The sequence below is a fragment of the Halobacteriovorax sp. RT-1-1 genome (genome assembly GCF_047085455.1).
Lineage (GTDB): Bacteria > Bdellovibrionota > Bacteriovoracia > Bacteriovoracales > Bacteriovoracaceae > Halobacteriovorax_A.
This window is the reverse complement of the sequence record NZ_JBKIXZ010000002.1, coordinates 524,277-548,469: the sequence shown is the minus strand read 5'-3', so window position 1 is coordinate 548,469 and position 24,193 is coordinate 524,277. Positions and strand designations below refer to the sequence as shown.

Genomic DNA, 24,193 nt, shown 5'->3' with positions numbered 1-24,193 from the left:
AATTTCAGCAGTTTAGATATTGCAATAGAGCAAATAATCAAGAAAGTAATATGCACAAAAATGTGCAAACAAAAGTAGGTTCATGTTTTAATAGGTAATACTTCAGTATATTTAACCATTCAAATTGTGAGGCTTTTTTTAAACTAATACTAAATTAGGAATGTTGTGAGATGAGAGTTTTTGTGGCAATTGATTTACCTAAAGATATCAAAGAGCATATAGATCAAATAAGCTTTGCACATCAATATTTCAATCGCTACCCTGCTGCCAACTTACATCTAACTTTAAAATATATTGGTGAAGTCTCTGATGCATTATTAGCTCAAATTAACAAATTAATGGTAACGATTAAGTTTTCACCTTTTCCCCTTACGTTTCAATCTTTAGGGTATTTTCATCCGCACCGTAGAGGAACACCGTTATGGATTGGAGTCGAACATAATCCACAGCTCGAAAAGCTACAAACTCAGATTGAACAAAAGCTACAAACATTAGATTTAAAATTGGATAATATGAAGTACACTCCTCATCTCACCATAGGCAGAATGGATAAAGGTATTGGTGAAGAAGAGATAAGAAGCTTCCTTAAGACGGTAGAAATACATGACTTCAACATTCTAGTTAATGAGTTTACTTTATTTCATAGTCATTCAACCAAAAATGGTGTTGAATACATTCCTCTAGCAACTTTTTGAGGAATTGGAGTATATATGCCTATTGAGAAGTACTTTAAATACTATCCAGAACATATCAAACAACAAATTGAAGACCTCATTGCTAGTGGAAATCTCAAATCTTACCTGCAAAAAAAATATCCAAACAAGCATGAAATAAATTCTGATAAATTACTTTATAAATATGCAAATGAGCTTAAAGATAAGTATATGCGTAATGTTCCTCAGCTTAGTAAGGTTATTTACGAAAAACAGAAAGATCTTGTAAATGATGCACTTGGTACACATACCTACATTAGTCGAAACCACGGAGGAAAGTTAAAAAAGAAGCATGAAATGAGAATCTCACGAGTTCTTAAAGACGCACCAAAAGAGATGCTCGAAATGCTTGTGGTACACGAACTTGCCCATTTTAAAGAAAAAGATCATAACAAAGCATTCTATAAACTTTGTGAATATATGCAACCAAACTATCACCAAGTTGAGTTCGATTTAAGACTCTATCTTGTGCTACTTGATCAGGGAGAAGTTCTTTTTTAAAGGACTATCCAAAAGAAATAAAATCAAGACAAATACAAAAGCGATGAAAATCACCCTAATCCAATCCATGAGATGAAGTGGAGATAAGTGCAACGCATTTGCCATTAAGTTATATTGTGTGAGAACGAGAGATAATAAGATTGTGCACAGTATGATCAAATTAGCGACAGTTGTTCGACACTTTGTTAATGCTATAACTATGCCAGCACTCCAAAGAGAAAGCAGTGCCATCGCTTTAGCACGCCCGTGAGCGACATCTTGACTCTCAGAGACCGCACTAATATAAGAGATAATGAGTATTGCAGTCAAACTCAATCCCAATGTTAAAATAGTCATTAACTCTTTTTTATTAAAAAATGATCTTCGATGTGAAAGATCCTTTTGCGTATCTAAATTAATATTTTGTTGAAAAGCAAAAAGAGCAGTAGGATGAATAACTAATTCAAGCCATACTACATGAATTGGCAAATAAAGAAGTTTATAGCCAAGTAGCGGTATTAAGGCAGCTGATAGAACAAATGGTATATGAATAAGTAGTAAGTATTTAAAACTCATTCTGAGATTTTCAAATAATTGCTTGCCCTCACGAATTGCATTTACAATTGTGCTAAAATTATCGTCACTCAAAATGATTGAAGATACCTCTCTGGCACTTCTCGTCCCACGAAGCCCCATTGCAACACCAATATCAGCGGCCTTAAGTGCTGGAACATCATTTACTCCATCACCAGTGACGACAACGAGCTCCCCGGCCTTCTTTAGACTCTCAACAATCTTAAATTTCTGTACAGGATTACATCTTGCAACAACATCAACACCTTTAAAGAACCCTGGATTATCTTGTAACCACTCTTCTTCAAGTTTATGAGGCTCACTCTCGGCAGAAATAATGACAGCTGATTCTTGTATTAGGCCAATATCTTTCGCTATTGCGCGGGCGGTATCGGGATGATCTCCCGTAATCATTAAAACTTTAATTTCATTTTTCATGCAATACTTTAAGGCTTCTTTTACTTCGGGACGGGCTGGATCTTCAAATGCCAAAAGCCCATAAAAGTGAAATCCTTCTTCAGGCTCTAAACAAGACTCCACAAGCTCGTCATTAACCACAAGAGCTGCAACGGCCAAGACCTTGTGACCACCTTTGGCCAATGTCTCAATTTCTTTTCCCCACATCTTCTTTTCTTCGTCATTAAGAGATGATTTAGATAAAACAATTTCAGGGGCACCCTTGATGACACACCTTAAGGTATTTTCATATTCAATAAATGCCGTCTCTCTCTTTCTATCCTCTGTAAAAGGAATTACCGACAAACGATTAAGTATTGTCGTATTTCTATTCTTCGCTTCATTAATAATTGCAATATCAACAGGATCGGCCCCCTGCCTATTAGATGCCGCAAGTGCCATTGTAAGAAGATGAGACTCTGAAGTATCAGATGTATTCACAAAGTGGGTCAACTCTAAATTACCAACCGTTATCGTGCCTGTTTTATCCGTACAAATTTGAGTGACTCGACCAATATTTTCGACCGATACCGCTCTTCGAACAAGTGCATTGTGTTTCGCTAAACGATAGACACCGACTCCTAAGAAAAAGGAGAAGACTACTGGAAACTCTTCAGGGATAGCAGCAACCGCCAATACTGCTGCACTTAAGAGAGCATCAAGCCAACCATGACCTTGGTAGAGCCTAACCGCTGCAATGATAAAACAGAGCATGACAGCAGCATATATTAGAAATCGTGTGAGCTCTAATATCGCAGACTGTAAAGGAGTTCTTTCGTGAGCGATCTGAGCGACAGACTGAACGATCTCTCCATATGAAGTATTCCTACCAGTCGATAGTATTCTAAGATTTCCCTTTCCAGCTAAAACTCGTGTTCCAGCAAAGCCTAATATATTTGTTTCAACTAAAGTATCAGCTGTATTTTTAAATGGATCAAAATGTATGGGATTTTTCTTTATCGGGAAGGCTTCCCCTGTTAGTACAGATTCATCTACTTGAAGTGAATCTGTCTCCTCCCAAAAACCATCTGCAGGCAAGTAGGCTCCTTCAGAGGAGAGAACCACAAGATCGCCAGGTACAATTTCATATGAATCAACTTCTACTTTTTTACCATTACGAATTAATATAACTTTTGACGATAATTGACTCCGTAGAGCTGCCGTTGAGACTTGTGTACGCAAATGTAAAAAGGCATCCATAAAGATTAACGGTAGTGTTGCAAGCATTAGAATGAGAGACTCAGTATAATCACCAACAAGATAAAATACGGCAGATATCCCAACGAGAAACCATACCATAGGGTCCTTGAGCGTATCAATAATGATATCAATCCATGGATTTCCTATGCGTTCGACAATCTCATTTGGTCCAAACTTTAAACGTTGCTTGTTAACTTCTTTTTCATCTAATCCATTAGGTGTTCCAGTAAGACCGACTAAACTACTAAATGAGACTTTCTTTTGCATACTGACGTTCACCAATCATTAAAGTTGATCATATTCTAGCAAGAGTAGCATGCGTAAAAATACTTAAGAGGACTAAAGTTTATCTGTTCAATTTGCACAGAAGGCTTTTAACGAAGGGTCCTGAGTTTCTCTAAGACAACAAGAAATAGAACGCGCAATATCAAAAGAGTTCTTTTTCAAATATTCCTGAGCTTTGCTAATAGCATTTCTGTAAACATTATTTAAACTATTAGACTTTATCTCATATTTATTCTTACATAGATTCTTTGTACCATTTTGAACACTAAAACAGGCCTTCTCAATTTCCCCATTTGGATCAAATTCTAAATTACTAAGAACGGGTATCGTAACTCCCATACGTCCGTATTTTCTTTCATAAAACTGGACTTTATCAATCTTATTATCTTCACTAGTTACGAGAATATTTCTTTTATCGAGGCCATTAAGTTTTACCTTTCCATCCCTAAGGCATGATTTCCTATTAACACGATTTGATTGAAGATCATTATATATGCCATCAACAACACTGCACATATGCTGGCCATGCTGCAAGGCCATTTCTTGTCTCAGCCAAGGCTCATCTAAAAATTTGATTACATTAGGACCTAAGCCAATTAATGGCCCACAATTAGGATCCTGTACCCAGTCGTGATAACCGATTTCCTGACATCCAGTCTTTATCGAAGTTAACATTAAATCAACACCTGTAACTCCTTTAATAAATTTCGTGTTAGATAAAAGTCCAGCAATTCGACTTCCTAAAGATTTCGCATGACTCTTAATTTGTGAAGCTAGTGCGGCCCTACTAATTGCAAACACCCCAGCTTTCTTTTCATTGACAAGCTCACCATACTTTAGCTTAACATCTAACCTAGACTTAAGTTTTGCCTTTTCGAGAACACTCAATTTCTTATAATGAAGGTCCTTATTGATATCTTGATAATTATCTTCCAGATACTTCGCTAAATTTCTATCCATCTTATCTTTAAGAAAAAAGTCACTTTGACTTGCCAGAGTTGTCTTCCTTCCAAATTCCTCAGTTGCAACAGGACTCATACCTCTATCAACAAAGTCTGCGATTTTTTCAATACGTAGTATTTTTTCACGTGTCGAATCATTAAGATTAAACTGATCAAAGACTTCTTTAACAAATTTTTCATCCTGATTATTTAAAGCATCAACAATTTTACGATCTAGTTTTTTTCCATATCCTTCATTATAGAGCACTTCATAAAAAGGACGTCCGTTATAGCGACTAGTGGTTCTTACTTTGGCATTATCATGTACGGACAAAACACTCTTTAAAATATTTTCATCCAAGCCTTTAAATTCGTCAGGAAATTCCTTAAGTAGTCTCATTCCCATCTCGACAACACGCTTCTTATGAGCTTGCATATGTTGATAAAAATCAAGTGCATCATTTACATACTTTCTAGGAGCAAGTTTTTCTGAGATGACTTGCATCGAAGATTTTTGAAGAGCAAGAAAAGTAGATGTAACAACAGGATAGCCAGTAACAGGTAGAGAGCAAACAAGAGCTGAATCCTCTTTAATAGCGGCATCAATTAAATGAGAATGCTCAATATCTCTTAACTGCACAAGTTCAAGACAATCATTTAACGATGAAGAGTTTGCGCAAATAACACTTGTTCTTAAGTAACTTATTTTATCTTTGACCACTTCAGAATTGGCCAAACAACTGCCGGTCTCAGCAAATGATCTACTAGAGAAAGTAAGTAGAAATATGATAAGAATATACTTATAGATTCAATGCTCCTTAACGAGTGGTCATAGAAATATATTCGGTATTAAACGATAAAAGTTGAACAAAATCATCAACTTGAGTTTCTGAAAAGCTTACAATTATAGATTACTAGAATTAGGGAGAATTAGCCTTGAAAGTTAGCACTAAAGCTTACACTATCATTAGTTAAATGATACTCACTTGTGCATAATCAAGGCCTTTATTATCAAGAGAATTTTTTCGTTAACATTTTGAAAGGTTCTTTAAAGGGAACGTACGAATACTTCTCTTCTAATACCTCTGCGGCCTTTCTAAGAACAGATCTCTTTAGCCCTCTTTGAATTATATAAGAAGCAAGATCATTACAAAGAATAAAAATTGCAGAAATTAAAGTTATTTTCTTTCCACGAAGACCAACAGGAAAACCACTTCCATCAGGCTGTTCATGATGCTGATGAAGAATAAAATCAACCTCTGGGTATTTAGTAAATAAACTTGCTAACTCACCTTCTCTCACAGGGTGAATCTTAAACTCTTCCTGTTCATCTTCAGAAAACATTCTTAGATTTGGATCTTTAACTGAATTTATCTTACACAAGTCATCATTTTCTAATGTTGAATCACACAAGAGTGCACTGAGTATAATTTTAGATCTTGTCCCACTTGCCTTATAATTGATGGATTCTAGGATACTACATCCAAATAGTGATGTAAGAATGCTCTTTTCAGCAACGTCTCCCGCGCTGAATGGAAACTTTCCTAGCAGGGCCAATAAATCCGGCTCCTTTTCAATTACGTACTCACATTTTTCAATCACCTTATCAACTAGAGATAAAACTGCATCCCCAGTACCAATCCATCTTAAGTACGAATGGATGATACCAACTGATCGAATAAGGTTCTCAAGCAATACTTTTGTATCCTTATACTTATCAAGCGTAATATACATCTCTGTAATAGCATCTTCTAGAACTTGTAGCTGATCACTTTTATAGAGATATACAAACTTAACTTTTCTTTTAACAAAACTTTGAATTAAAGCTTCAGTGATAAGAGTATTTTTCTTAATCACTTTCATAAATTTATTTGAAGAAAATTTAATATATGCATCCGCTGGTATTGATTTAAATAAATATAAACTTCGAAGCTTTAATGGAGCAAATTCAGATTCATCGATTTCAATCAAGGCCGCACTTTCTTCAATTCTTTTATATTTTAATATGATATCCATAAACACATTTTCTAGTGCGTCTTCATTAAAAGGATATTCAAGGTGATGGGCCACGGCCATCATCTCTTCATCGAGTTGGGATTCTACATTTCCAGCATATAGCGATGAGTTTCCAAAGAATACAAAATCAATACTATCGACAAGTTCACTATATGCAGTCATTAGATCAAGCGCTTCTATATCCTTATTTTCAACATCAATTAAAGCAATATGAAATGGACCTTTACTCAATACTTGATCGATAGCCTCATCTTTAGAGTTCACCTTTACTATCTCGATTTCTTTAGGAAGGTTACTTCTTAGATAATTGTCTTTATTGATATCTTCATCAGTAATATATAATGCTCTTATCATTTCTGATCTCCTAACAACTTTAGCTTAATTAAATTAAATAATAGTATATAATACATATGAATTATTACGATGGGAATTATATGCGATCTAGAGTTTTGATTATTTCTGATGAAAATATCTTAAGTTCCGTTTATGCTGCGAACTTAAGTGCATACGTCGGTTTAAAAGTAATCGTTGCAAAAACAAAAAGTGAAATTCAAAACTACTTAGGTCGTAGAGATTACGTAAATCTAATTGTTTGTGCAAACTTTCTTGAAGATTTCCCAAATATTTCTGATGAAATATTAAACCTCATTTCTTCTGTGAAATTGAAGTCTAATATTATTATGTTTAATAATTTAACTGAACAAAATTCAACAGTCGCAATCCCACCATCTGTTATTTACATTCCTAATCGATATGATATTAAATCAATCGTTAGATCATCAGCAAAGCTAATGAATGTTACGGCAAAAGATATGGTTGCATTAGATGTTGGAGATTTTTACCCACTTCCACTAGATCTACTTAAATTAACTGATCAAGCCTTCTGTGATATTTATCTTCGAAAAGAACAAAAAGATGAAGATGAATTTGAATTAGTATATTCAAAGGATGATAAGATTAATGAAAAAGACATAAGTGCAGAAGATGATCAAGTCTATGTGAGATCAGAAAAAAGACTTCAGTGTATCAACTTTTTAACGATGCAATTAATCATGCACTTAAAAACAACAGCTACGCCAGAAGAAAAGCTTAAGGCCGTTGAAGTCTCATTAGAATCTCTTGCTTCTGTACTCTTAAGCGATGAAGCAAACCTCGAAGAGGTATCAAAAGTAAGCCAAACTTGTATAAAAATCATCAAGGAAGTTATTGAAGAATCGAGTGAACTTGAAAAATTATTAGCATATCTTCTTGCAAATAAATCATCATATCTTTATACCCACTCTATTCTTGCAACATATGTAAGTCAGTTTATCTTAAAACAAGTTTCGTGGGGTAACTCTGCTCAAGAAGAGAAGATGGCCTGCGCTTTCTTCTTTCATGATATTTACCTAGCACCAGTCTACAAAGAACATCCTGATGCATTTGAAGTTGAAGATCTTGCATATAAACTTGATGTTAGTGAACAGAACTTAAATTATATTTTAATGCATGCCAAGCTAGCAGCAGAGCAAGTCTCAAAGCTTAAGAAGCTTCCTAATGGTGTTGATCAGATTATCCTGCAACACCACGGTACACGAAATGGGGAAGGCTTTGCCATGGATCCAGGAGATGATATCTCCCCTCTTTCAAAAGTTATGATGATCTCAGAGTCATTTGTGAACTTCTTCTTTGAAACAAAGGATAAGGGACAAAACTTTTCAAATGAACAATTAATTACTTTTCTAAACCAACAATATACTAATAAAAGTTATCGTAAGCTTATTGCTATCTTAAAAGACCTAAAATAAATAAAATATACCAGAGGATCCATGAAAAGATCCTCCGGTATTTATATTTATGATTCAACTTCTTCTAAAATTTTTCTTCGAGGTCTTGCTATTAGTGAATAAAAGCAAGGAACAACAACTAGAGTAAAAATAGTTGAAAGAAAAACCCCACCAATAATAACTAGGGCCATAGGTCTTCTTGTTTCAGAGCCCGCTCCCACAATGACTGCCGCTGGAACAGCAGATGCAAGAGTTGTGAAAGTAGTCATAATGATAGGTCTAAAGCGTGTTTCACATGCCTCTAAGATGGCATTCTTTAACTCTTTGCCTTCATCTCTTAGTTGATTTGAAAATTCAACAATAAGAATAGAAGTTTTCTTAACAATCCCCATTGTGAGTAAGATACCAATCATCGAGTAGATATTTAGAGTACTTCCAGACAACCATAGTGCGATGAATGAGCCAGCTAATCCAAAAGGTATCGCCAGAAAGACAGTTAGTGGATCTGAAAAAGAATTAAACTGACTGGCCAGAACCATATAGGCAATAACAAGTCCTAAAACCATGATCATTAAAACACTAAAGAGTGATTCATTTAGATCCTTTGAAAACTTTAAGTAATAACCCTTTGGCAATACTTTCTCACCAAGTTCTTTGATATAATCAATTGCCCTACTTTGAGCAACACCAGTTTTTAAATTGGCATCAACTCGAATCCCTCTGGCCCTATTTTCACGATAAATAGACTGTGGTCCAAATGCATCTTCGATCTTTACAACATCATTTAGAGTTACAAATTCTCCGCGATTATTTTGAAGTAGTAGTGACGAGATATTTTCGCGTGTACGATCTTCCTCTGCTAATTGAACAAATACATCGTAACGTCTACCACGCTCCGTATACTTTGTTGCGGCCGAACCAGCAACTCCGACATTAAGAGCAGTTGCAATAGTATTAACTTCAACACCACGTTGTTGTGCTTTAATTCGATCAGGAATAATGTGAACTTCAGGAAGCTGTCCGATGTCATCGGAGCGAATTCCAACCATTAGATCAGATTCTTTCATCCCCTTTTCAAGTTGTTCATATAATTGTGCTTGAATTGCGGCATCTGGCCCCGTAATTGTAAACTCAATTGGACTTCCTCTTCGGCCACCAATGGCAGATCCCATACGATCTCTAATGATAATCTTTAGACCTTTTATAACAGATAATTCTTTTCTCAACTGAGCTGCAACTTCAAATTGAGTGAGCTTTCTCTGATCGCGGTCTTTAAGAATTAAAACACCAAAACCACGGTTTCCAGAAGTAGCACCTCGTCCACCACCAACTGCAACAATCATTCTTTGAATATTTTCATTTTTAGAAACGATTTCTTCGTACTCTTTAACTTTCTCATTTGTGTAATCTAAGCTTTTTCCATCTGGAGCGATGAAAATTACAAACATGAAGCTACGATCAGACTCAGGTGCAAATTCTTTATCGATATGATTAAGAGATAAGAAAGCGACAAGAATCAGTGCTGTTGATACAAGAAGAACTTTAATTCTATGACCTAGTGCGAACTTAAGAATTCCCATGTAAACTTTATTTCCAAACTCTACGGCCTTATCAACCCAAACGTGAACAAAGATTCCTTTTGAAGCAACATTTAAGAATTGTGAACATCTCATTGGTGCTAGAGTCAGGGCCTCTAGAGAAGATAGAGATACAGCAATACAGATTGTTAAAGCAAACTCTTTAAAGAACCTTCCTTCAATTCCAGGCATTAGTGTAATAGGTGCAAAGATTGCAACAAGAACAGCGGTCGTGGCAAGAACAGCAAATGCAATCTCACGACTTCCTTTAAAAGCTGCCTGTACCTTATCATGTCCCTTCTTGGCGTAGCGAACAATATTTTCCAACATAACAATAGCATCATCAACGACAATACCGATTGCTAGGGTTAGTCCAAGAAGTGAGAATGTATTTAATGAGAATCCCATTAAGTACATAAAAGAAAACGTTCCAATAATGGCAGTAGGAATGGCCAGAAGAATATTTATCGTTGCCGACATTGAGTTCAAAAACAGCCAACACACTAAAGAAGTTAAGATGACTGATAGCACTAGGTTTTGAAGAAGTTCATCAATTGATAACCTAATAAAAGAAGTTCTATCGAAGTTTACAGAAAGATTTGTCCCTTCAGGCAAGTTCTTAGAAATCTCCTCAACTCTCGCCTTAACTCTATCCGCAACATCAACTGCGTTAACACCTCTTTGCTTGTAAATTGGCATCGATAGTGATGGTTTTTGGTTAACACGTGAGATACGCGTACGATTCTCAACACCAGCGTAAATATTTGCAACTTCAGAAAGTCTTATCGGTACGTAATTAGCTTGGCCACCACGTCGATTAATAATCATATTCTTGAAGTCTTCAACTGTTCGTCCTTCACCTAAGACTCTTAAACTCTTCTCATTTGAAACCGTTTCAAACTTACCAGCAGGTAGCTCAACACTTTCTCGTTGGAGTGTAAGAACAATATCAGAGAGAGTTAATTGATACGCTTCTAGCTTATCAGCGATAACATCAATTCTCATCATAGGCTCTCTCGCACCAAAAGCACGAACTTCAGAGACCCCCTCGATTGTAGTCAGCTGATCAATAACACCATCTTTAAACAAAATATTAAGTTCTCTTTCAGACAAAGTATCTGAAACAAGAGCTAAATAGAGAATTGGATCATCAGCTGCGTTGGACTTTGTCACTGTTGGAGTTTCGACATCGTCAGGAAGCTGTCTTTGAGCACGTCCTAGAAGAGTTTGAACTTCCTGAAGTGCGAAATCAATATCTTTATCAAGTGTAAACTCTAAATCAATTCGCCCTTGCCCACGTCCAGCAGTAGATGTCATATCTTTAATCCCTTGCATTGAAACAAGAATAGATTCGGCCGGCTCTAATACGTCTTTTTCCACAACTTCTGGAGTTGCCCCTTCATATTGGTAGGCGATTGAAATTGATGGGTAATCAACATCTGGGTTTTCATTAATTCCTAATTCTCTAAATCCTAAGATTCCAAAGAGAATGAGAGAGAACATTAACATCCATGCAAATACAGGATTTCTTATCGATAATGATGATAAACTCATATATAACCTTCTTAATTTTTAGGGATATTACCTAAGTAAGCATTCGCTTGATAATATAAAGACTTAACTTCAAGAGACGATCTAATCGCTAACTTCTCAAGATCAATGACATCATCTAGTGACCTAATAACTTCAATCTGTGTAACAAGGCCTTTATTAAGATCTTTCAACTGCTCTTGATACGAAGCACGACTTCGAAACAATGCTTTTCTAAGTGTTTTTAATTCATTTTTCTTATATTCAAAATTTTGAACAAATGCATTCCAACGATTTTTCGTATTACGTCTACTGAAATCAATTTGGGCCTTGTTGATTTGTGAAGCGATTCTCTTACTTACAACTCGAGACTTTCTTTCACCAAAGTCTAATAAGTTTAAAGAGACATTGAGACTTACACCCCAATCACGCTCTCCAATCTCGTTCTTATCAATATTGTAATTGGCCCTAAGATCAACCTGGGGATAATATGCGGCCTTTTCGATCTTTGCTTCTGCAATAGAAGCTTCATAATCATACTTCAAACTTTTAAGTTCAGGTGTGTTCTCAAGATCGACATTTAATGAAAGCGTTAACTTCAATGGATCAACACTATCTTTCACTTCAGCAATATTATCGAGTCCAGAAAAATTCATAAGATCAGTCATCGAAGTCTTTACCTGTGCCTTACTTTGTACAAGTCCTGCTTCGAGGCGGTGAAGTTGGGACTCTAGAGCAAATAGATCGGCCTTGCGATCTCGTCCAATTTTTGTTCTACCTCTAACAATACTAACCCTCTTTCTTAGGTTCTCTAATAATGCATCGACTCTTTCTTTTTCTTCAATAGCGGAAGACATTTGAAAGAATAGCGACGTGAATTGAGAGTAGTACTCTGCAAGACTTCTATCAGTAAGAGCTTTAGCTTGCTTTGGTACAATTTTATTATAGTCATATAGAGCAAACTCAGCTCCACCTTGAAATAGTTTCTGATTTAAAGAAAGGAAAACTTCTGAATCAACTTCATTATTACGAGTTGTAACATTGCGATACTCTTCACTATAAGTGTTAGTATTTACAATATCAACTGACGGATAAAGTGTTGACTCTACAGTTTCAAGGTCTGAAATAGTCTTCTTCTCTGTAAGATCGAATACTTCAACTTGTTTTGACTTTTTTAAAGATTTTAAATAAAGATCCTCAACTGAAGCGCTGCTTAAGCAAGGAACAAGTGTAAAAAACAATAATCCAATTTTATAAAACTTCAAGAATTAGTCTCCTGTATATTTTTAACAAATTTTTCAATTACCAGTAGTGCATCTGTTACTTTTTTAACCTCAGATGAATCAATATCATCTAGGTTTTCTAAAAAGCGACAGCTAGCAGCACTTCTGACTTTTTCAAATTTCTTTTTGCCTTTTGATGTAATTTTTAGATTCGTGATTCTTCGATCTGTTTTACAAGTCTCACGAGATATGTATTTATCGTTGACCAAAGTATCTACTAATTTTGAAATGGCCGCACAAGATACACACATGACTTCAGCTAGGTCACTTACTGAACATGTGCCATTATCAACTCTTGCAAGGATTCGATATTTTGGAAAGCTAAGCTCTGACTCACTAGCACTTTTAATATACGATCTAATAATGCCCATAGATGATGGGATGACTTCGATAAATTTACGAGATAATGAATCTTTAATAATACGTAACCTTGTTAATATTTAACTTTGTTAAGTATTCTACAAAGATATCTTAAGATTTCAAATATAATTCATTAGAAAGATTTCAGCTTATTTAATCGAATTAACTAAAAAATCCATGCCACCAATAATTGCGGCCACTTGTGCATCCACACAATTTTCAGCACTAACCCTTGGGCTATCTGGATACACCTCTGTTGTCGTACAAAATTTTGCATCAGAAAAAGATGCACAAAGATGAAGCTTCTTCAAAGGATAATTAATCACACCCTCTTGTTCTAGCTTCTCTCCAATAATATTCCCATTTATATCAGCTGGTGCGATATGTGTAACTTTACGAACAGATTCAATAATTGCTTTTTGAAATTCAGGTGTTGGATTCTCACTATCTCCCACCAGATAGAAACCATCTGGAATATCCCAAATATCTTGAGGTATTCCATCTCTTTTTTCGAGGGCCGGCCTAAAGACAGTATTATCAGTATCCGTTGTCTCATGAAGATCGAAATGAGCAAAAATCTCAAGATTTAATTCAGAAATGGCCTTCATGAAAAGGTTGCATTCGGGCGCAGGACCATCATTGAAGAATGAACGATTAGGATCGACGGTCATTGGGTTCCAACGATTAATTGTTTCATAACCCCAAGGACTAATACATGGAGCAACGATAATATTAAAATCGTTTGTGTAGTTTAAAGCTTGTGTTTCTAAAAAAGCGAGAGCTCCATGAACACCACTAGTTTCATAACCATGAACACCACCAGTAATTAGAATCGTTTTATTCTCAGGTAAGAAATTCTTGCTTTTTATTAAGAACAGCGGATACCTATTCTCATCATACGGAAGTGCTCCATACTGAGAGATATCAAAGAGAGCTTCTAGATTCTTAATCTTTGTTACGACTTCTTCTCGATACGATCTTTTTATCTCTTGTTCTTCAAACCAGATATTCTTTTGTTCGTCATTCCACATAAGTGCCTCATACTAAACTTCACAACAAAAAGATTTTGGCACTATTTTTTTATTTCTTCAATATCTTGAATCTCAATTAGAATTTTACCAACTGTCTTTGGTTACACGTATCGAGGATTTGTTGTCTGGGCAACTTCGCTTATTTTCATATGACCAATTCCTTGCATACATATCATTTCTATCGGATTTGAAGAAAACTTCCAAGCGCCGAGGAACAAGACTCCGGCGCAAAACGTATTCCAAAGGTATGAACTCGATCTTTTAAACTCTCAAGGCTTCCAGCTCTTTGCTCATCTAGATGCTTGAGATGAATTCTCATTGATTCCACAAAGACTTCATCGTTATCCAAAGCCTCTTTAATGGCGCTTCCAACAAGTGCCAGTTTATTGCGATTCATCCACCAGTCTTTATATGATGGAGGAAGTCTGAAGCCCTTAGCATCTCCAATTCTTTTCCTGTAATCTTCCACATCTGAATAGCTTTCAAAATTATTAAACCACTCTCCTAACCATGCTGTATTGTTTTTTTGACCTTGATAGTAGAAGTCTTTATGGTCATCCACGAGAATGATTGAATCAAGATCATCACTTACAAGGGAGATATCTTTCTTCCACTTATGAACAAAGCGAGAATCTTCGGGGACATTTTTTCTATTATCGAAAAGGTGGCGCTTTGAAAGAATGCGATAAGAAATATCATGAAAACTTTTATCACTTCCGTCTGAAAGTTTGAGCGATTTTAACAATTCAAGATTTCGATCCTCGCTCCCACCACTAAAAAAAGAAATTGAAACATCTTCTCGTTTTGATAACTCAGTGATGAGTTCCTGGGCGTATGGAATAATCCTATAGTGAATGCCTTGGATGGTAATAGTTCTTTTCGGATTAAATGTTTCACCCTCTTCTATTTCGGCCACGAGCGTGTGGTCCAGATCAAAGACAATATGCTTCTGCTTTAGCTGAGCTGGGCCCCTAAGAACTTTAGAGCATGAAATGAATATTAGGATGAAAATAAGATATCTCACTGATATCTTATCGACCATTTTAGTCAAATACTTAAAAAATTACTGAAACCTCTTCTAGAAGGGCCGCATGCTTATTTCGAAGCTCAATCGGATCATCAAAACTCATAGACGTTGTCTTTTCAAAGAGAATTAAATTCTCTCCATTTGGCAGTAAGCACGTGATATGAGCATAGCATTCATTCTTATGCTCCCCTAGCATTTTCGTCTCTAAACTTAGATTAACTCTAAGCTCTTTAGAAGCTTTTCCTGGATACTTCTTACATAAATCGATAAGGGATTTCTTAAGCTCTGGATTATCCCACTTAAGGGCCTCAATGATTGAAGGCTCAGTTGATTTGACTTGATAGAGCTCACCATCAACAACACACTTAATTCCTTTATCAGTCGATGTTTCAAGGTAGCGATAAGCGAAGTTTTCGAGATTATGAATGAAGAGAGCTGAAACACCATCAGACTCAATTAGCCATTCACGATTCTTAGAATTCATTTCTTCTGTTAGCTTTTCTTTATCAATTTTCGTCATATATACATAATACTTGCTAAATCTAAGCAGTAAAGTAATTCTATAATTATAACTAAATAATAACTGGAGAAAGTTTATGAGTAATGCTAACGAACCATCGTTAAAATCGAAAAGAGCTGGAATTGTCTTCGGCTTCGTCATCTCCTTTGTTCTCGGATCAGCATTTGTCTTTTCAGCACTAAAGGCTGGAATTACACCGGGGATCAGTCCCCTCGTCGTTCTGTTTGGCTGGGTCGCAATGGGTACCTTCTTTAAAGACGATATGAAAGGCTTTCTTGCCATGGCCCAAGTAACAGGCTCAGCAGGAGTTGCCGTAACAGCAGGTGTCGCATTTGTTGCACCAATCGTTCAAATCTTAGCAGCAGAACTTGGAGTAGCTGTTCCACCAGTCGATATTTTATCTCTCATTTTAGCTTCAGCTGCAGGATGTTTCCTAGGTTGGGGATTTGTTGGTCTTGCAACACAGAGATTCTTAACTGATCCAAAACTTCCAGCGCCAGAGGCCGTTGCCTGTGACCGTCTAATTCAGACAGCAGCAGAAAATCCTCAGGCACGACCACCTTTAAAATTTTCACTTATTCCAGGGCTAGCATTTGGATTTGTCATGGCCTTCCTAAGTCAAATTAAAGTTTTAAAGGCAAGTATATATGACCTAAAGTTCACACTAAGTGGCGTTGAAACAAAACTTCCACTTCCAATTAACCCACTATACTTTGGTATTGGAGCACTTCTAACTGTTCCTACTGCAATCCTAATCTTCTTTGGAGGACTTTTAAATGCAGTTGTTAAAGGAATGTCGGCCGCTCAAAATATGCCAGGAACAACTTTTCGTTGGGTTGGTGGAGCAGCTATGGTTGTTGCAGTTGTTTACTCATTAATTGCTTATATTATTGAAGGTAGAAAAACTCGCAATGCTCTAGCTAATAAAGAAGCAGACTTTGATGCTGAACAATTAGAAATTCCAGCAAGCGTAAGAAAGCAACTTCTAGCATCGATTGGGTTTGGTGCATTCTTACTAATTGCGATGATGCTGTATTCAGGAGCAACACTCGTAGGTCTTGTTGCACTTGGAATTGTTGCCCTACTACTCATCTTTTTCCTAAGTGGCCTAGGTGCACTTTTATCACTTCAAGTTGGATCATCTGCTTCACCTGTTAGTGGAACTGTTTTTATGGGAATGCTAGTTCTAAGTTTGGTTGGACTTGCAATTGGTCTTGAAGGTATCCAAGGTGTTTACTTTCTAGTTCCAATTATTGTTGCAGCTTGTGTTGCCATCTGTGCATCTAATGACTCATCTCAAGATTATAAGACAATGCAATTTAATGGCCTTAAGGTTTCAAGCTCTTTCATCGGACAACTTGTTGGTCTTCTTGGTGGTGCAATCTCTGTACCTCTAGCGGTTTACGTTGCTCATGAAACAGGAACACTTGGAAGCGAGGCCCTTCCTGCACCACAGGCGGCCTTCTTTGCAACAGTTCTAAAATCACTATTTATTCAAAGTGATATTCCAATGATGCCAGTACTTGCCGGAGCAGGCCTTGGACTATTAGCTGTGATCATTGAAATCATCGGAAAGCGTAAAGGTATTATTCTAAGCTCACTTGCTTTTGCAGTTGGAATCTATCTTCCTTCATATATCGGTACAGGAATTCTTCTGGGATCGCTTGCAAGACTTTCTGGAACAAAGTCTGTGACAAAGATCACTCACCGAGGAATCTTAACTGCCGCAGGACTTATCACAGGAGACGCTTTATTTGCTCTTCTTTTTGGAATCCTTGCCATTGGTGGAATGGAGATCGCTGGAGTTGAAGGCTTTAATTACCAAACAAGCCTAAGCGTCTTATTCTTTGTTGGGCTTCTGCTTACAACAGCGATTAACTACGCTAAGACATCTTCAATCGAAAAGAACTAAGATAAGATCTAATAATTCCGGGAACTTCTAACGAGGTTCCTGGATTCTTCCTTTTCAAACCTTGTTAAAAGTACAATCTCTGACTCAATATATTGAATTTGGTGTATAAAGTAGAAATATTAAGGAGATTTTATGAAATTAATCAGTCTAGCTGTATTACTACAACTTTCTGCGATGGCCTTTCATCACTCTAATGACGGTGCCCTTTACTGCGGGAAACACGAGTCTCACATTAAGATCTATTACAAAGAAAGTTCTAAGCTTTACTACTATATCGACAATACTGATTTGAGAAATCTAAAAGAATACAAATGTGTCGAGTTCACGCCAGATCTTCCATTCTACGATGAAGTTCAAAGCGCCTATCTTGAGGCACAAAAAGATGTTGAACAATTTAGCTCAGCATCTACTGCTGTTTATCGACTCGAACACGACAAGCGCTACTATTGTGGAAATCCACAATCAGGTGGACTCTACGTTGCTTACACAAAGAGATATTCGGAAGCACTCTATCTTTACGATATCGAGTCTCAAACTTTTGATACTTACCGTTGTATACACTTATAAAAAATTTAGATGCTTACTTCTTATGATTCTACTTCACCACAAGTAAGCATCTTCTTTCCGTAATATGGATTCTTAACAGAAGATCCTTTTTGAATCCAACGGGCCTTTGCCATTGGGCATTTCACGATCTTCAGGTCGCTATTTTCAAGTGATTTTCCATTCTTGATGTAAATTTCAGAAAGAAGCTTAAATGAATCTCTTAAAGCACTGACACTTTTTATATTCTTATCACAGTCACCGTATTTATAATCTTTAGCATAGTGGCCAAGTTCTTTCTTACACATCGTTTTCCAAGACTTTAGGCCCTGGTCGAGATTTCCCTCAACTAATGACTTCTGAAGACTTAGGTAATTTTGATATTCTAGCTCATGGCAAAAAACGTTAAAAGATAATATAAAAGCTATAAATAATTTCATAATTTCTCCTATGGGTAGCATGATATTACACATACCCCCCTAGGGTATATCGTAAAAACTATAAAATCAAATTAATACTTATTATCTCTAGAACTAGTAAGCTTCAATTAAGGCACCTCTCTCAAGTAGCTTTTTATGTCGCTGTTTTAGTTTCTGAATTTCATTTAAAAATTGAAGGCGCTCCTTCACTTGATAGAACTCATAAGGAATCTTACCACTTTCAATATAATCAATTATTAAGCTCTCACTTATTGTTTCTAGACTGATAATTGAGTTCATTGATCGAATAGCATCCGTTAACTCTAAGGCAGGCCTTGAAGCTTTTACACGAAGTTGACTAGTAATGACTTCGTGAATGCCACTAGAGAGATCAAGTAAGAGATTTGCCTTCTTATCTTCAAATGTTACTTCATAAAGTTTATCAAGGGCCGTTACGCTCTCCATTAGAACACTAGAGTTATCAATATTATCGATGCTATTTTGAATAAGAGAAAGGAGCTCAGGATCGTTAGTTAATCTCTCATCTAAAATAAGATTTCTTAGTCTTTCTTTGCTTTGAGCAAGCTTATCCTTACTCTTATAATGTAGCGCCGTAATTGAGTCTTTATGATAATAGGCCCTAGAATCAAGAGTCTCACCTTCGATAGGTTCAGTAAGGGTAATTCGGTAAGTGATATCATGGATTACTTCTTCACTTAACTTATCACCATAGCTAATACTCATATGTCTTAAGGCTTCATGAATAAGAAGCCCTATTTTTGAAAAGTCACCGACACTATTCCAAACAGGAGTAGAAATCCAAGCGCCTTTATCTCCAGAATAAAAAACTGCACCTTCAAAAATCTCACCCTCATAAAAGCTTCTAACTCGATGTGGAGTAAATCTCCAATCAGCTCCCTTTAGGGCGGACTTAATCCCATGAGTAATCAAAGGACTACTCTCTTGCCACTTCTCGATTCTCTCTTCTAAAAGTGTATATATTTCCATTTCTTTAATGCGATCAAAAGTGAATTTCTCATAACCAAGAACACTGGCATGTTTTTTCAAGACAACTGATGAACCTTGAGAATAATTAAATTCATCAACAAAGTTTTGATCATAAACAGCAATGTCTAATAAGATAGGTGCACCGACTCCTGTTTTAACAATCGTTCCTCCACCAGAACTCTCAAAGCCACCCTCATCTGAATTGTCCTGCACACTCTTTTTTAAAAAAGAATTTAAATCTAGTTGCTGAGGCTTTTCCTTATGAAGATTAAACTTCTTAATATCAAGAAGTGTCTTATACTTTGATAAATCCACATGAACTTTATGCTTAATATCCAAACTTTCTACACCAAAGGCCTGGTGATTCAAGCATAAGCATAGTCCAATTAGTGAAATAAGTTTTTGTGTCTTCATGGTTTCAATATAGACCAAAAGCAATTTAGCAAAGGGGAAAGTGTTTAATTTATAGGCCCTGTATTTAATAAATACACAACGATGCCAAGGCTAACTAAAAATATGCTAAAGTATTAACTAATACTACGAAGAAGAGAACACAAGCCAATAATAACGAGAACTTATGGATATTTTCAGTTATCAAAATTACAAAGATTTCACTATTGATGCTCTTGAAGAGCTTGGAAAACGGGTGCGCGGAACAAGGTCAAGACTTGCTGAAAAACTGGCCTGCCAAACGGCCTATATCTCACAAGTCCTAAACAAAGATGCTCACTTTAGTCTTGAGCAGGCACTGCTCACAGCAGATTTTCTGTCTCTATCAAATAAGCAGACGGAGTTCTATTTAACGCTGGTTAATTATCAGCGCGCTGGAAATAAGAGATTAAGTGACTATTACAAGCTCAAGATAGATGAGCTTGTCAAAGACTCAAAAGATCTCAGTAAACGCCTAACTGATAAGAAAGAGCTAACAAAAGAGCAGCAATACGAATACTACTCAAGCTGGCACTATCTTGCGATCCACGCCTACCTCTCAATCACAAAGCAGTACGACAGAGAAGTGATCGCTGCAACTTTTTCAATTTCCACAGAGACTGTGGCAAAGGTTATCGACTTCCTTTTGGATGCGGGGCTTATTACTAATGACGGTGATAAAATAAAGCTTACATCAAAAAGTTTTCACCTTGGAAAGAACTCTCCAATGATTGCAAGACATCACTCAAATTGGCGTCTGCGTGCGATGGAAAGTATGGACCGAGCAACTGAAGATGAGCTTCACTATTCCTCTGTTATCACTCTTTCTAAGGAAGATCTACCAAAGGTTAATGGCATCATGGTAAAGGCCATTGAAGAGATACGTGAGGTAGTAAAGAAGACAACCCAAGAGGATGTCTTCTGTTACACGATGGATCTCTTTAAAGTTTAGTTAAGGTCTAGTCGCTAGCATCACTTCATGAAGTAGTGCTGAAAAAATCGCTAACTTATTGGCGAATTCATCATCCATTGTTACTTCAAATCTCTCATCAAGTTCGAGGATATTTGAAAGAATAACTTTCGAATCATCTAAATTATTTAAACTCTCTTCAAAGATTAGCTTAATCTGAGAATCGGCCATAAGCTCACTATCTTCACCAATAAACGTCTCAAGTTGAGTAACGATATTAACAAGTCTTGAGTTTTCAACCTCTGTAGAAGCAAAAGTGTTTAGTGAAAGAATTAAGCTACTAAGTAAAATCATCATTGTCTTTTTCATTTGTATTCTCCTTTTCTTTTTGTTTTGTTGAAGGAGTTATAGACCAACAGATGACGCACTGATAGATTAAATTAATTAAAAAAATCAGCCTTTCTTAAGCTCAGCTATGAAAAACCACTTAAAACAATATAATTACAACAACTTACGATAGATCATTTTTAAAACCCTAGCTCACATCTCGTTAGCTGTTGATCTCTATAGTAGCCATCAGACATTAATCTTGCAGCACTCTTACACTCGTATACGGTGTATTCGCCCTCATAAATGTCTTTGCAATTTTCAAGTTGAGTGTACTTGTCCATGCTCTTAGGAATCGATCTAATGAGACTGCTACATTGAGAAAAGTTAGATTGCCCCTTAAGCTCTTTAAAGCAACTAGCAACCTTATCCATATAGATAATATCAAAAAGCGTTGCATGAGATAGACACTCTTGGAGCGTGTAGCTGCCCTTAAATTTATCAAAACATTTTTGCTTGTCAGGATTAGGGCCTATTTTTGATGCTTCAGAACAGTCTTTGAATGTTTCCACATAAGCAGGAAAAGTGAGCTTACTAAAGGTATAGTCAATATTTTCATCTTCTTTATCACTTACTTTATTAACAAGAGTGAATAGGTAGAGCTCTTCTTTTAGCTTTTTGAGTTTATGTCTTACGTTTTTAAAACTTACTTCTTTAATTTCATCTAAATCTAGATTTCCAGAATCATCTGTTGTTGCATAGTGAAACAACGTAGCAAACCTTTCATCAAGTGTGATGATTTTTGGCTCACCGGCTTCATCAATTCTTACAATTGCAAACTGAATTTTAAACTGTGTTTTTGGTAAGTACTCTACCCTTCCATTGACTTTTATATTTATGTCACTACCATCAAAATCAATATCTGACTTCACTGATACCTTAGGAGATATAGCTGCTGGCACTTTCGGCTTAATAAGCTTCAATTTTTTCTTTAGCTCGACGGCCATAATTTCAGGGGCCCCATAGAGTTTATTAATATACTCAAAGGTAATTGTTCCATACCCATTACTTCCCCAGCTTTTTCCATAGCTATTTTTGAACTTAAAAGTTTTATCTTTTAGGTTATAACCTGTAATGACGATGGAGTGAGCAAAACAATGATTAGAAATATTGCACTCATCTCTTAGCCTCGTATTATATTTGATCTCTCCATTTTTCGAACTAAGCATGATGTCATCATTAATTACGATATTAACAGATACTGGCCGTTTATTTTTAGCGAGGTATGAAATAATTAGATCAGATCTTTGATTTTCATAATCGTCTATGTCAATAATTTCTAAATTATTCCCTAATGAGATAATTCTATTTTTATCGACACTGCTATTATGGTGGTAGCATTCATAACCAGATGATCTAACAGGGGCGTCTTCCGAGCATGGCATCCCCGGTGAGAACCAGCTTTGCTGGTAAGGTAGATCCTGCTCAAAAGTGATCCCATACTTTTTTGCTGCATAAAGATTCCTAATGACACTAGAGCCCTCTTCTAATTCTCCATAACGAGCATAGTTCTTGGTAGCATAAATCAAAAATTGTTCAGAGATATTTATCTCAATATTTTGCTGTTTAATGATTTCACTTTCTAATAAAGAGGTAGCACTAAAGAATGTACACGCCCCTCGATTTCCTTGATTTTTAACTGAAGACTGAATGCTACTTAAATCAAGTGATGCCGGTATTGCAGACTCACTCGCTATTGCGAAATTGCAAACAGATAACTGCAAGAGCAAAACTTTGAATAAAAATAATGAGTGCTTCATAATTCCAAACTTTTAAAAGAGTTGTATCAGTAATTAGATACAGCAAGACAGAAGCCAGTTTTTGCAAAGAAGTGGGCTTTTGAGGTGTGGATAATCAGCTAGTTATGGGTTGTTGGTTAGGAAAAGTGTTGAAAGAATTGTGAGTGTACAAAAATTGGCCAGCATTAAGCTTTTACGCGGTAGATGCCGGCCTTTCTCTCCATTAGCTTCTCTGCAATAAACTCACGTCTAATGGTACAAAAGTCTTCGTTATACTTTTCAATCCTTTCGTTAACTTCAGCTTCTGTGTAATCACGGCCCTTTTTAAATTCTTGTAAGAGATGCTTTAAAATAACGAGTCGTTTTTTACGTTGTACAGGGATCGACTTAAGCACACCATTTTTAAAAAATGACTTGATGATCTTCTGTTCATATTGAACTTCATTTTCATCTTCGTTTGAAATTGAAACCTCTAAAATTGAACTTAGGATATTCTTATCAAGCATCTTCTTTTGTAGTGAGAAGACTTTGTAGTACTGCTCCTTGCGCGACTTAATAAGTCCTACAGCTTCAAGCTTTTTCAAGTGATGCGTAATCGTTCCAGGAGACAGAGAAAGTCTTTCTGCAAGAACTTCTGCATAGAGATCTTTCTCTGCCAGGCTTCTGATAATACTTAATCTCGCCTCATCACCTAAAACTTTAAATACGTTCGCAAGACTCATCTCTTAACCTTCGCCAAGGGATGCGCGCATTTCTTGCACAGATGGAAGAGATACGATCCACTCAAATGTACTAAGCTTAACCATCGCCTTGTCTGCATCTTCATCACGTCCAAATCTGATGTCTTCGCTATAGCTCTGTGACCAATCACGGTACATAAGTTTTGTCGTCTTGATGAAATTAGCAGTCGTAGCATTTCCGTAAAGCTCTTCCATAATTTCAAAAACATTCTCTCTAATCTTTCTTTCAACGTTGATATCGATTTTTCCTCTTGAAAGGTTCGATGCCTGCTTTGAAAGTTCTTTCAATTCATCCAAAAAATTCATTTTTACCTCCTGAATCTGTTTTGATACTTGTCAAAATAGACT

The 24,193-nt window shown here is 36.3% G+C and carries 21 protein-coding genes; 6 read left to right on the top strand and 15 right to left on the bottom strand.

Features of this window, described 5'->3' with window-relative positions:
• The first annotated feature begins 170 nt into the window (after window positions 1–170).
• Together thpR and ACMAWV_RS12975 are read left to right on the top strand one after the other, a co-directional pair.
• Window positions 171–695, top strand: coding sequence for an RNA 2',3'-cyclic phosphodiesterase (thpR, locus tag ACMAWV_RS12980; RefSeq protein WP_412470241.1), 525 nt, complete (start codon window positions 171–173; stop codon window positions 693–695).
• A gap of 15 nt (window positions 696–710) precedes the next feature.
• Complete coding sequence (locus tag ACMAWV_RS12975; RefSeq protein WP_392992947.1) at window positions 711–1,214, top strand: YgjP-like metallopeptidase domain-containing protein; 504 nt, start codon at window positions 711–713, stop codon at window positions 1,212–1,214.
• Here ACMAWV_RS12975 and ACMAWV_RS12970 read toward each other — a convergent pair.
• The 3 genes from ACMAWV_RS12970 to ACMAWV_RS12960 all read right to left on the bottom strand — a co-directional run bounded on the left by ACMAWV_RS12970 (window position 1,185) and on the right by ACMAWV_RS12960 (window position 7,018).
• Window positions 1,185–3,689 carry a cation-translocating P-type ATPase gene (locus ACMAWV_RS12970; protein ID WP_412470242.1) on the bottom strand — a complete coding sequence of 835 codons (2,505 nt, stop codon included), beginning with the start codon at window positions 3,687–3,689 and terminating at the stop codon, window positions 1,185–1,187. The two genes, ACMAWV_RS12975 and ACMAWV_RS12970, sit on opposite strands and share 30 nt — an antisense overlap.
• A gap of 87 nt (window positions 3,690–3,776) precedes the next feature.
• Entirely contained in the window at window positions 3,777–5,384 is a 1,608-nt protein-coding gene (locus ACMAWV_RS12965; RefSeq protein WP_412470243.1) for a hypothetical protein, read from the bottom strand.
• A 275-nt stretch (window positions 5,385–5,659) separates the two neighbouring features.
• The gene (locus ACMAWV_RS12960) at window positions 5,660–7,018 is read right to left on the bottom strand and encodes a hypothetical protein (protein WP_392992954.1); all 1,359 of its coding nucleotides are present in this window, start codon (window positions 7,016–7,018) and stop codon (window positions 5,660–5,662) included.
• A gap of 56 nt (window positions 7,019–7,074) precedes the next feature.
• Here ACMAWV_RS12960 and ACMAWV_RS12955 point away from each other — a divergent pair, with 56 nt between their 5' ends.
• Window positions 7,075–8,451 carry an HD domain-containing protein gene (locus ACMAWV_RS12955; RefSeq protein ID WP_412470244.1) on the top strand — a complete coding sequence of 459 codons (1,377 nt, stop codon included), beginning with the start codon at window positions 7,075–7,077 and terminating at the stop codon, window positions 8,449–8,451.
• A 47-nt stretch (window positions 8,452–8,498) separates the two neighbouring features.
• Here ACMAWV_RS12955 and ACMAWV_RS12950 read toward each other — a convergent pair whose 3' ends face one another.
• The 6 genes from ACMAWV_RS12950 to ACMAWV_RS12925 form a co-directional block, all read right to left on the bottom strand.
• Window positions 8,499–11,561: an efflux RND transporter permease subunit gene (locus ACMAWV_RS12950; RefSeq protein WP_412470245.1), complete on the bottom strand. Its 3,063-nt coding sequence runs from the start codon at window positions 11,559–11,561 to the stop codon at window positions 8,499–8,501.
• Between the two features lie 11 nt (window positions 11,562–11,572).
• Window positions 11,573–12,802, bottom strand: a complete 1,230-nt coding sequence (locus ACMAWV_RS12945; protein ID WP_103218338.1) for a TolC family protein — start codon at window positions 12,800–12,802, stop codon at window positions 11,573–11,575.
• Window positions 12,799–13,191: a MarR family winged helix-turn-helix transcriptional regulator gene (locus ACMAWV_RS12940; protein ID WP_412470246.1), complete on the bottom strand. Its 393-nt coding sequence runs from the start codon at window positions 13,189–13,191 to the stop codon at window positions 12,799–12,801. Before ACMAWV_RS12940 ends, ACMAWV_RS12945 begins: the two co-directional genes overlap by 4 nt.
• Before the next feature lie 138 nt (window positions 13,192–13,329).
• The gene (locus tag ACMAWV_RS12935; RefSeq protein WP_412470247.1) at window positions 13,330–14,211 is read right to left on the bottom strand and encodes a M14 family metallocarboxypeptidase; all 882 of its coding nucleotides are present in this window, start codon (window positions 14,209–14,211) and stop codon (window positions 13,330–13,332) included.
• A gap of 178 nt (window positions 14,212–14,389) precedes the next feature.
• On the bottom strand, window positions 14,390–15,235 hold the full coding sequence (locus ACMAWV_RS12930; protein ID WP_412470248.1) for an NIF family HAD-type phosphatase: 846 nt from the start codon (window positions 15,233–15,235) through the stop codon (window positions 14,390–14,392).
• A gap of 31 nt (window positions 15,236–15,266) precedes the next feature.
• On the bottom strand, window positions 15,267–15,758 hold the full coding sequence (locus ACMAWV_RS12925; RefSeq protein WP_412470249.1) for a hypothetical protein: 492 nt from the start codon (window positions 15,756–15,758) through the stop codon (window positions 15,267–15,269).
• 76 nt (window positions 15,759–15,834) lie between these two features.
• On the opposite strand from ACMAWV_RS12925, the gene ACMAWV_RS12920 reads away from it, so the two are divergent.
• Both ACMAWV_RS12920 and ACMAWV_RS12915 read left to right on the top strand, forming a co-directional pair.
• Window positions 15,835–17,670, top strand: a complete 1,836-nt coding sequence (locus ACMAWV_RS12920) for a hypothetical protein (protein WP_412463304.1) — start codon at window positions 15,835–15,837, stop codon at window positions 17,668–17,670.
• Between the two features lie 132 nt (window positions 17,671–17,802).
• Entirely contained in the window at window positions 17,803–18,237 is a 435-nt protein-coding gene (locus ACMAWV_RS12915) for a hypothetical protein (protein ID WP_412463305.1), read from the top strand.
• Window positions 18,238–18,257: 20 nt separating this feature from the next.
• Here the strand turns inward: ACMAWV_RS12915 and ACMAWV_RS12910 are convergent, their stop codons facing one another.
• Window positions 18,258–18,653: a DUF3347 domain-containing protein gene (locus tag ACMAWV_RS12910; protein ID WP_158246897.1), complete on the bottom strand. Its 396-nt coding sequence runs from the start codon at window positions 18,651–18,653 to the stop codon at window positions 18,258–18,260.
• A 93-nt stretch (window positions 18,654–18,746) separates the two neighbouring features.
• Window positions 18,747–20,054 (bottom strand): hypothetical protein, encoded by a 1,308-nt coding sequence (locus tag ACMAWV_RS12905; RefSeq protein ID WP_412470250.1) that lies wholly within the window; start codon window positions 20,052–20,054, stop codon window positions 18,747–18,749.
• Window positions 20,055–20,217: 163 nt separating this feature from the next.
• On the opposite strand from ACMAWV_RS12905, the gene ACMAWV_RS12900 reads away from it, so the two are divergent.
• Complete coding sequence (locus ACMAWV_RS12900; RefSeq protein WP_392859131.1) at window positions 20,218–21,021, top strand: TIGR02147 family protein; 804 nt, start codon at window positions 20,218–20,220, stop codon at window positions 21,019–21,021.
• Here ACMAWV_RS12900 and ACMAWV_RS12895 read toward each other — a convergent pair whose 3' ends face one another.
• The 4 genes from ACMAWV_RS12895 to ACMAWV_RS12880 all read right to left on the bottom strand — a co-directional run bounded on the left by ACMAWV_RS12895 (window position 21,022) and on the right by ACMAWV_RS12880 (window position 24,151).
• Window positions 21,022–21,348, bottom strand: a complete 327-nt coding sequence (locus ACMAWV_RS12895; protein ID WP_412470251.1) for a hypothetical protein — start codon at window positions 21,346–21,348, stop codon at window positions 21,022–21,024.
• Between the two features lie 158 nt (window positions 21,349–21,506).
• Window positions 21,507–23,126 (bottom strand): C1 family peptidase, encoded by a 1,620-nt coding sequence (locus ACMAWV_RS12890; protein WP_412470252.1) that lies wholly within the window; start codon window positions 23,124–23,126, stop codon window positions 21,507–21,509.
• A 164-nt stretch (window positions 23,127–23,290) separates the two neighbouring features.
• A complete protein-coding gene (locus ACMAWV_RS12885) occupies window positions 23,291–23,827 on the bottom strand; it encodes a metalloregulator ArsR/SmtB family transcription factor (RefSeq protein WP_103218350.1) in 537 nt (178 codons plus the stop codon).
• A gap of 3 nt (window positions 23,828–23,830) precedes the next feature.
• A complete protein-coding gene (locus ACMAWV_RS12880) occupies window positions 23,831–24,151 on the bottom strand; it encodes a hypothetical protein (RefSeq protein WP_103218351.1) in 321 nt (106 codons plus the stop codon).
• Window positions 24,152–24,193 lie beyond the last annotated feature (42 nt).

Bases quoted from the DNA above. Each gene is read 5' to 3' on its own strand.
- ACMAWV_RS12885 (WP_103218350.1), bottom strand. From the start codon at position 23,827: ATGAGTCTTGCGAACGTATTTAAAGTTTTAGGTGATGAGGCGAGATTA.
- ACMAWV_RS12895 (WP_412470251.1), bottom strand. From the start codon at position 21,348: ATGAAAAAGACAATGATGATTTTACTTAGTAGCTTAATTCTTTCACTA.
- ACMAWV_RS12955 (WP_412470244.1), top strand. From the start codon at position 7,075: ATGAATTATTACGATGGGAATTATATGCGATCTAGAGTTTTGATTATT.
- ACMAWV_RS12915 (WP_412463305.1), top strand. From the start codon at position 17,803: ATGAAATTAATCAGTCTAGCTGTATTACTACAACTTTCTGCGATGGCC.
- ACMAWV_RS12940 (WP_412470246.1), bottom strand. From the start codon at position 13,191: ATGGGCATTATTAGATCGTATATTAAAAGTGCTAGTGAGTCAGAGCTT.
- ACMAWV_RS12960 (WP_392992954.1), bottom strand. From the start codon at position 7,018: ATGATAAGAGCATTATATATTACTGATGAAGATATCAATAAAGACAAT.
- ACMAWV_RS12950 (WP_412470245.1), bottom strand. From the start codon at position 11,561: ATGAGTTTATCATCATTATCGATAAGAAATCCTGTATTTGCATGGATG.
- ACMAWV_RS12890 (WP_412470252.1), bottom strand. From the start codon at position 23,126: ATGAAGCACTCATTATTTTTATTCAAAGTTTTGCTCTTGCAGTTATCT.
- ACMAWV_RS12970 (WP_412470242.1), bottom strand. From the start codon at position 3,689: ATGCAAAAGAAAGTCTCATTTAGTAGTTTAGTCGGTCTTACTGGAACA.
- ACMAWV_RS12910 (WP_158246897.1), bottom strand. From the start codon at position 18,653: ATGAAATTATTTATAGCTTTTATATTATCTTTTAACGTTTTTTGCCAT.
- ACMAWV_RS12975 (WP_392992947.1), top strand. From the start codon at position 711: ATGCCTATTGAGAAGTACTTTAAATACTATCCAGAACATATCAAACAA.
- thpR (WP_412470241.1), top strand. From the start codon at position 171: ATGAGAGTTTTTGTGGCAATTGATTTACCTAAAGATATCAAAGAGCAT.
- ACMAWV_RS12920 (WP_412463304.1), top strand. From the start codon at position 15,835: ATGAGTAATGCTAACGAACCATCGTTAAAATCGAAAAGAGCTGGAATT.
- ACMAWV_RS12900 (WP_392859131.1), top strand. From the start codon at position 20,218: ATGGATATTTTCAGTTATCAAAATTACAAAGATTTCACTATTGATGCT.
- ACMAWV_RS12905 (WP_412470250.1), bottom strand. From the start codon at position 20,054: ATGAAGACACAAAAACTTATTTCACTAATTGGACTATGCTTATGCTTG.
- ACMAWV_RS12935 (WP_412470247.1), bottom strand. From the start codon at position 14,211: ATGTGGAATGACGAACAAAAGAATATCTGGTTTGAAGAACAAGAGATA.
- ACMAWV_RS12925 (WP_412470249.1), bottom strand. From the start codon at position 15,758: ATGACGAAAATTGATAAAGAAAAGCTAACAGAAGAAATGAATTCTAAG.
- ACMAWV_RS12880 (WP_103218351.1), bottom strand. From the start codon at position 24,151: ATGAATTTTTTGGATGAATTGAAAGAACTTTCAAAGCAGGCATCGAAC.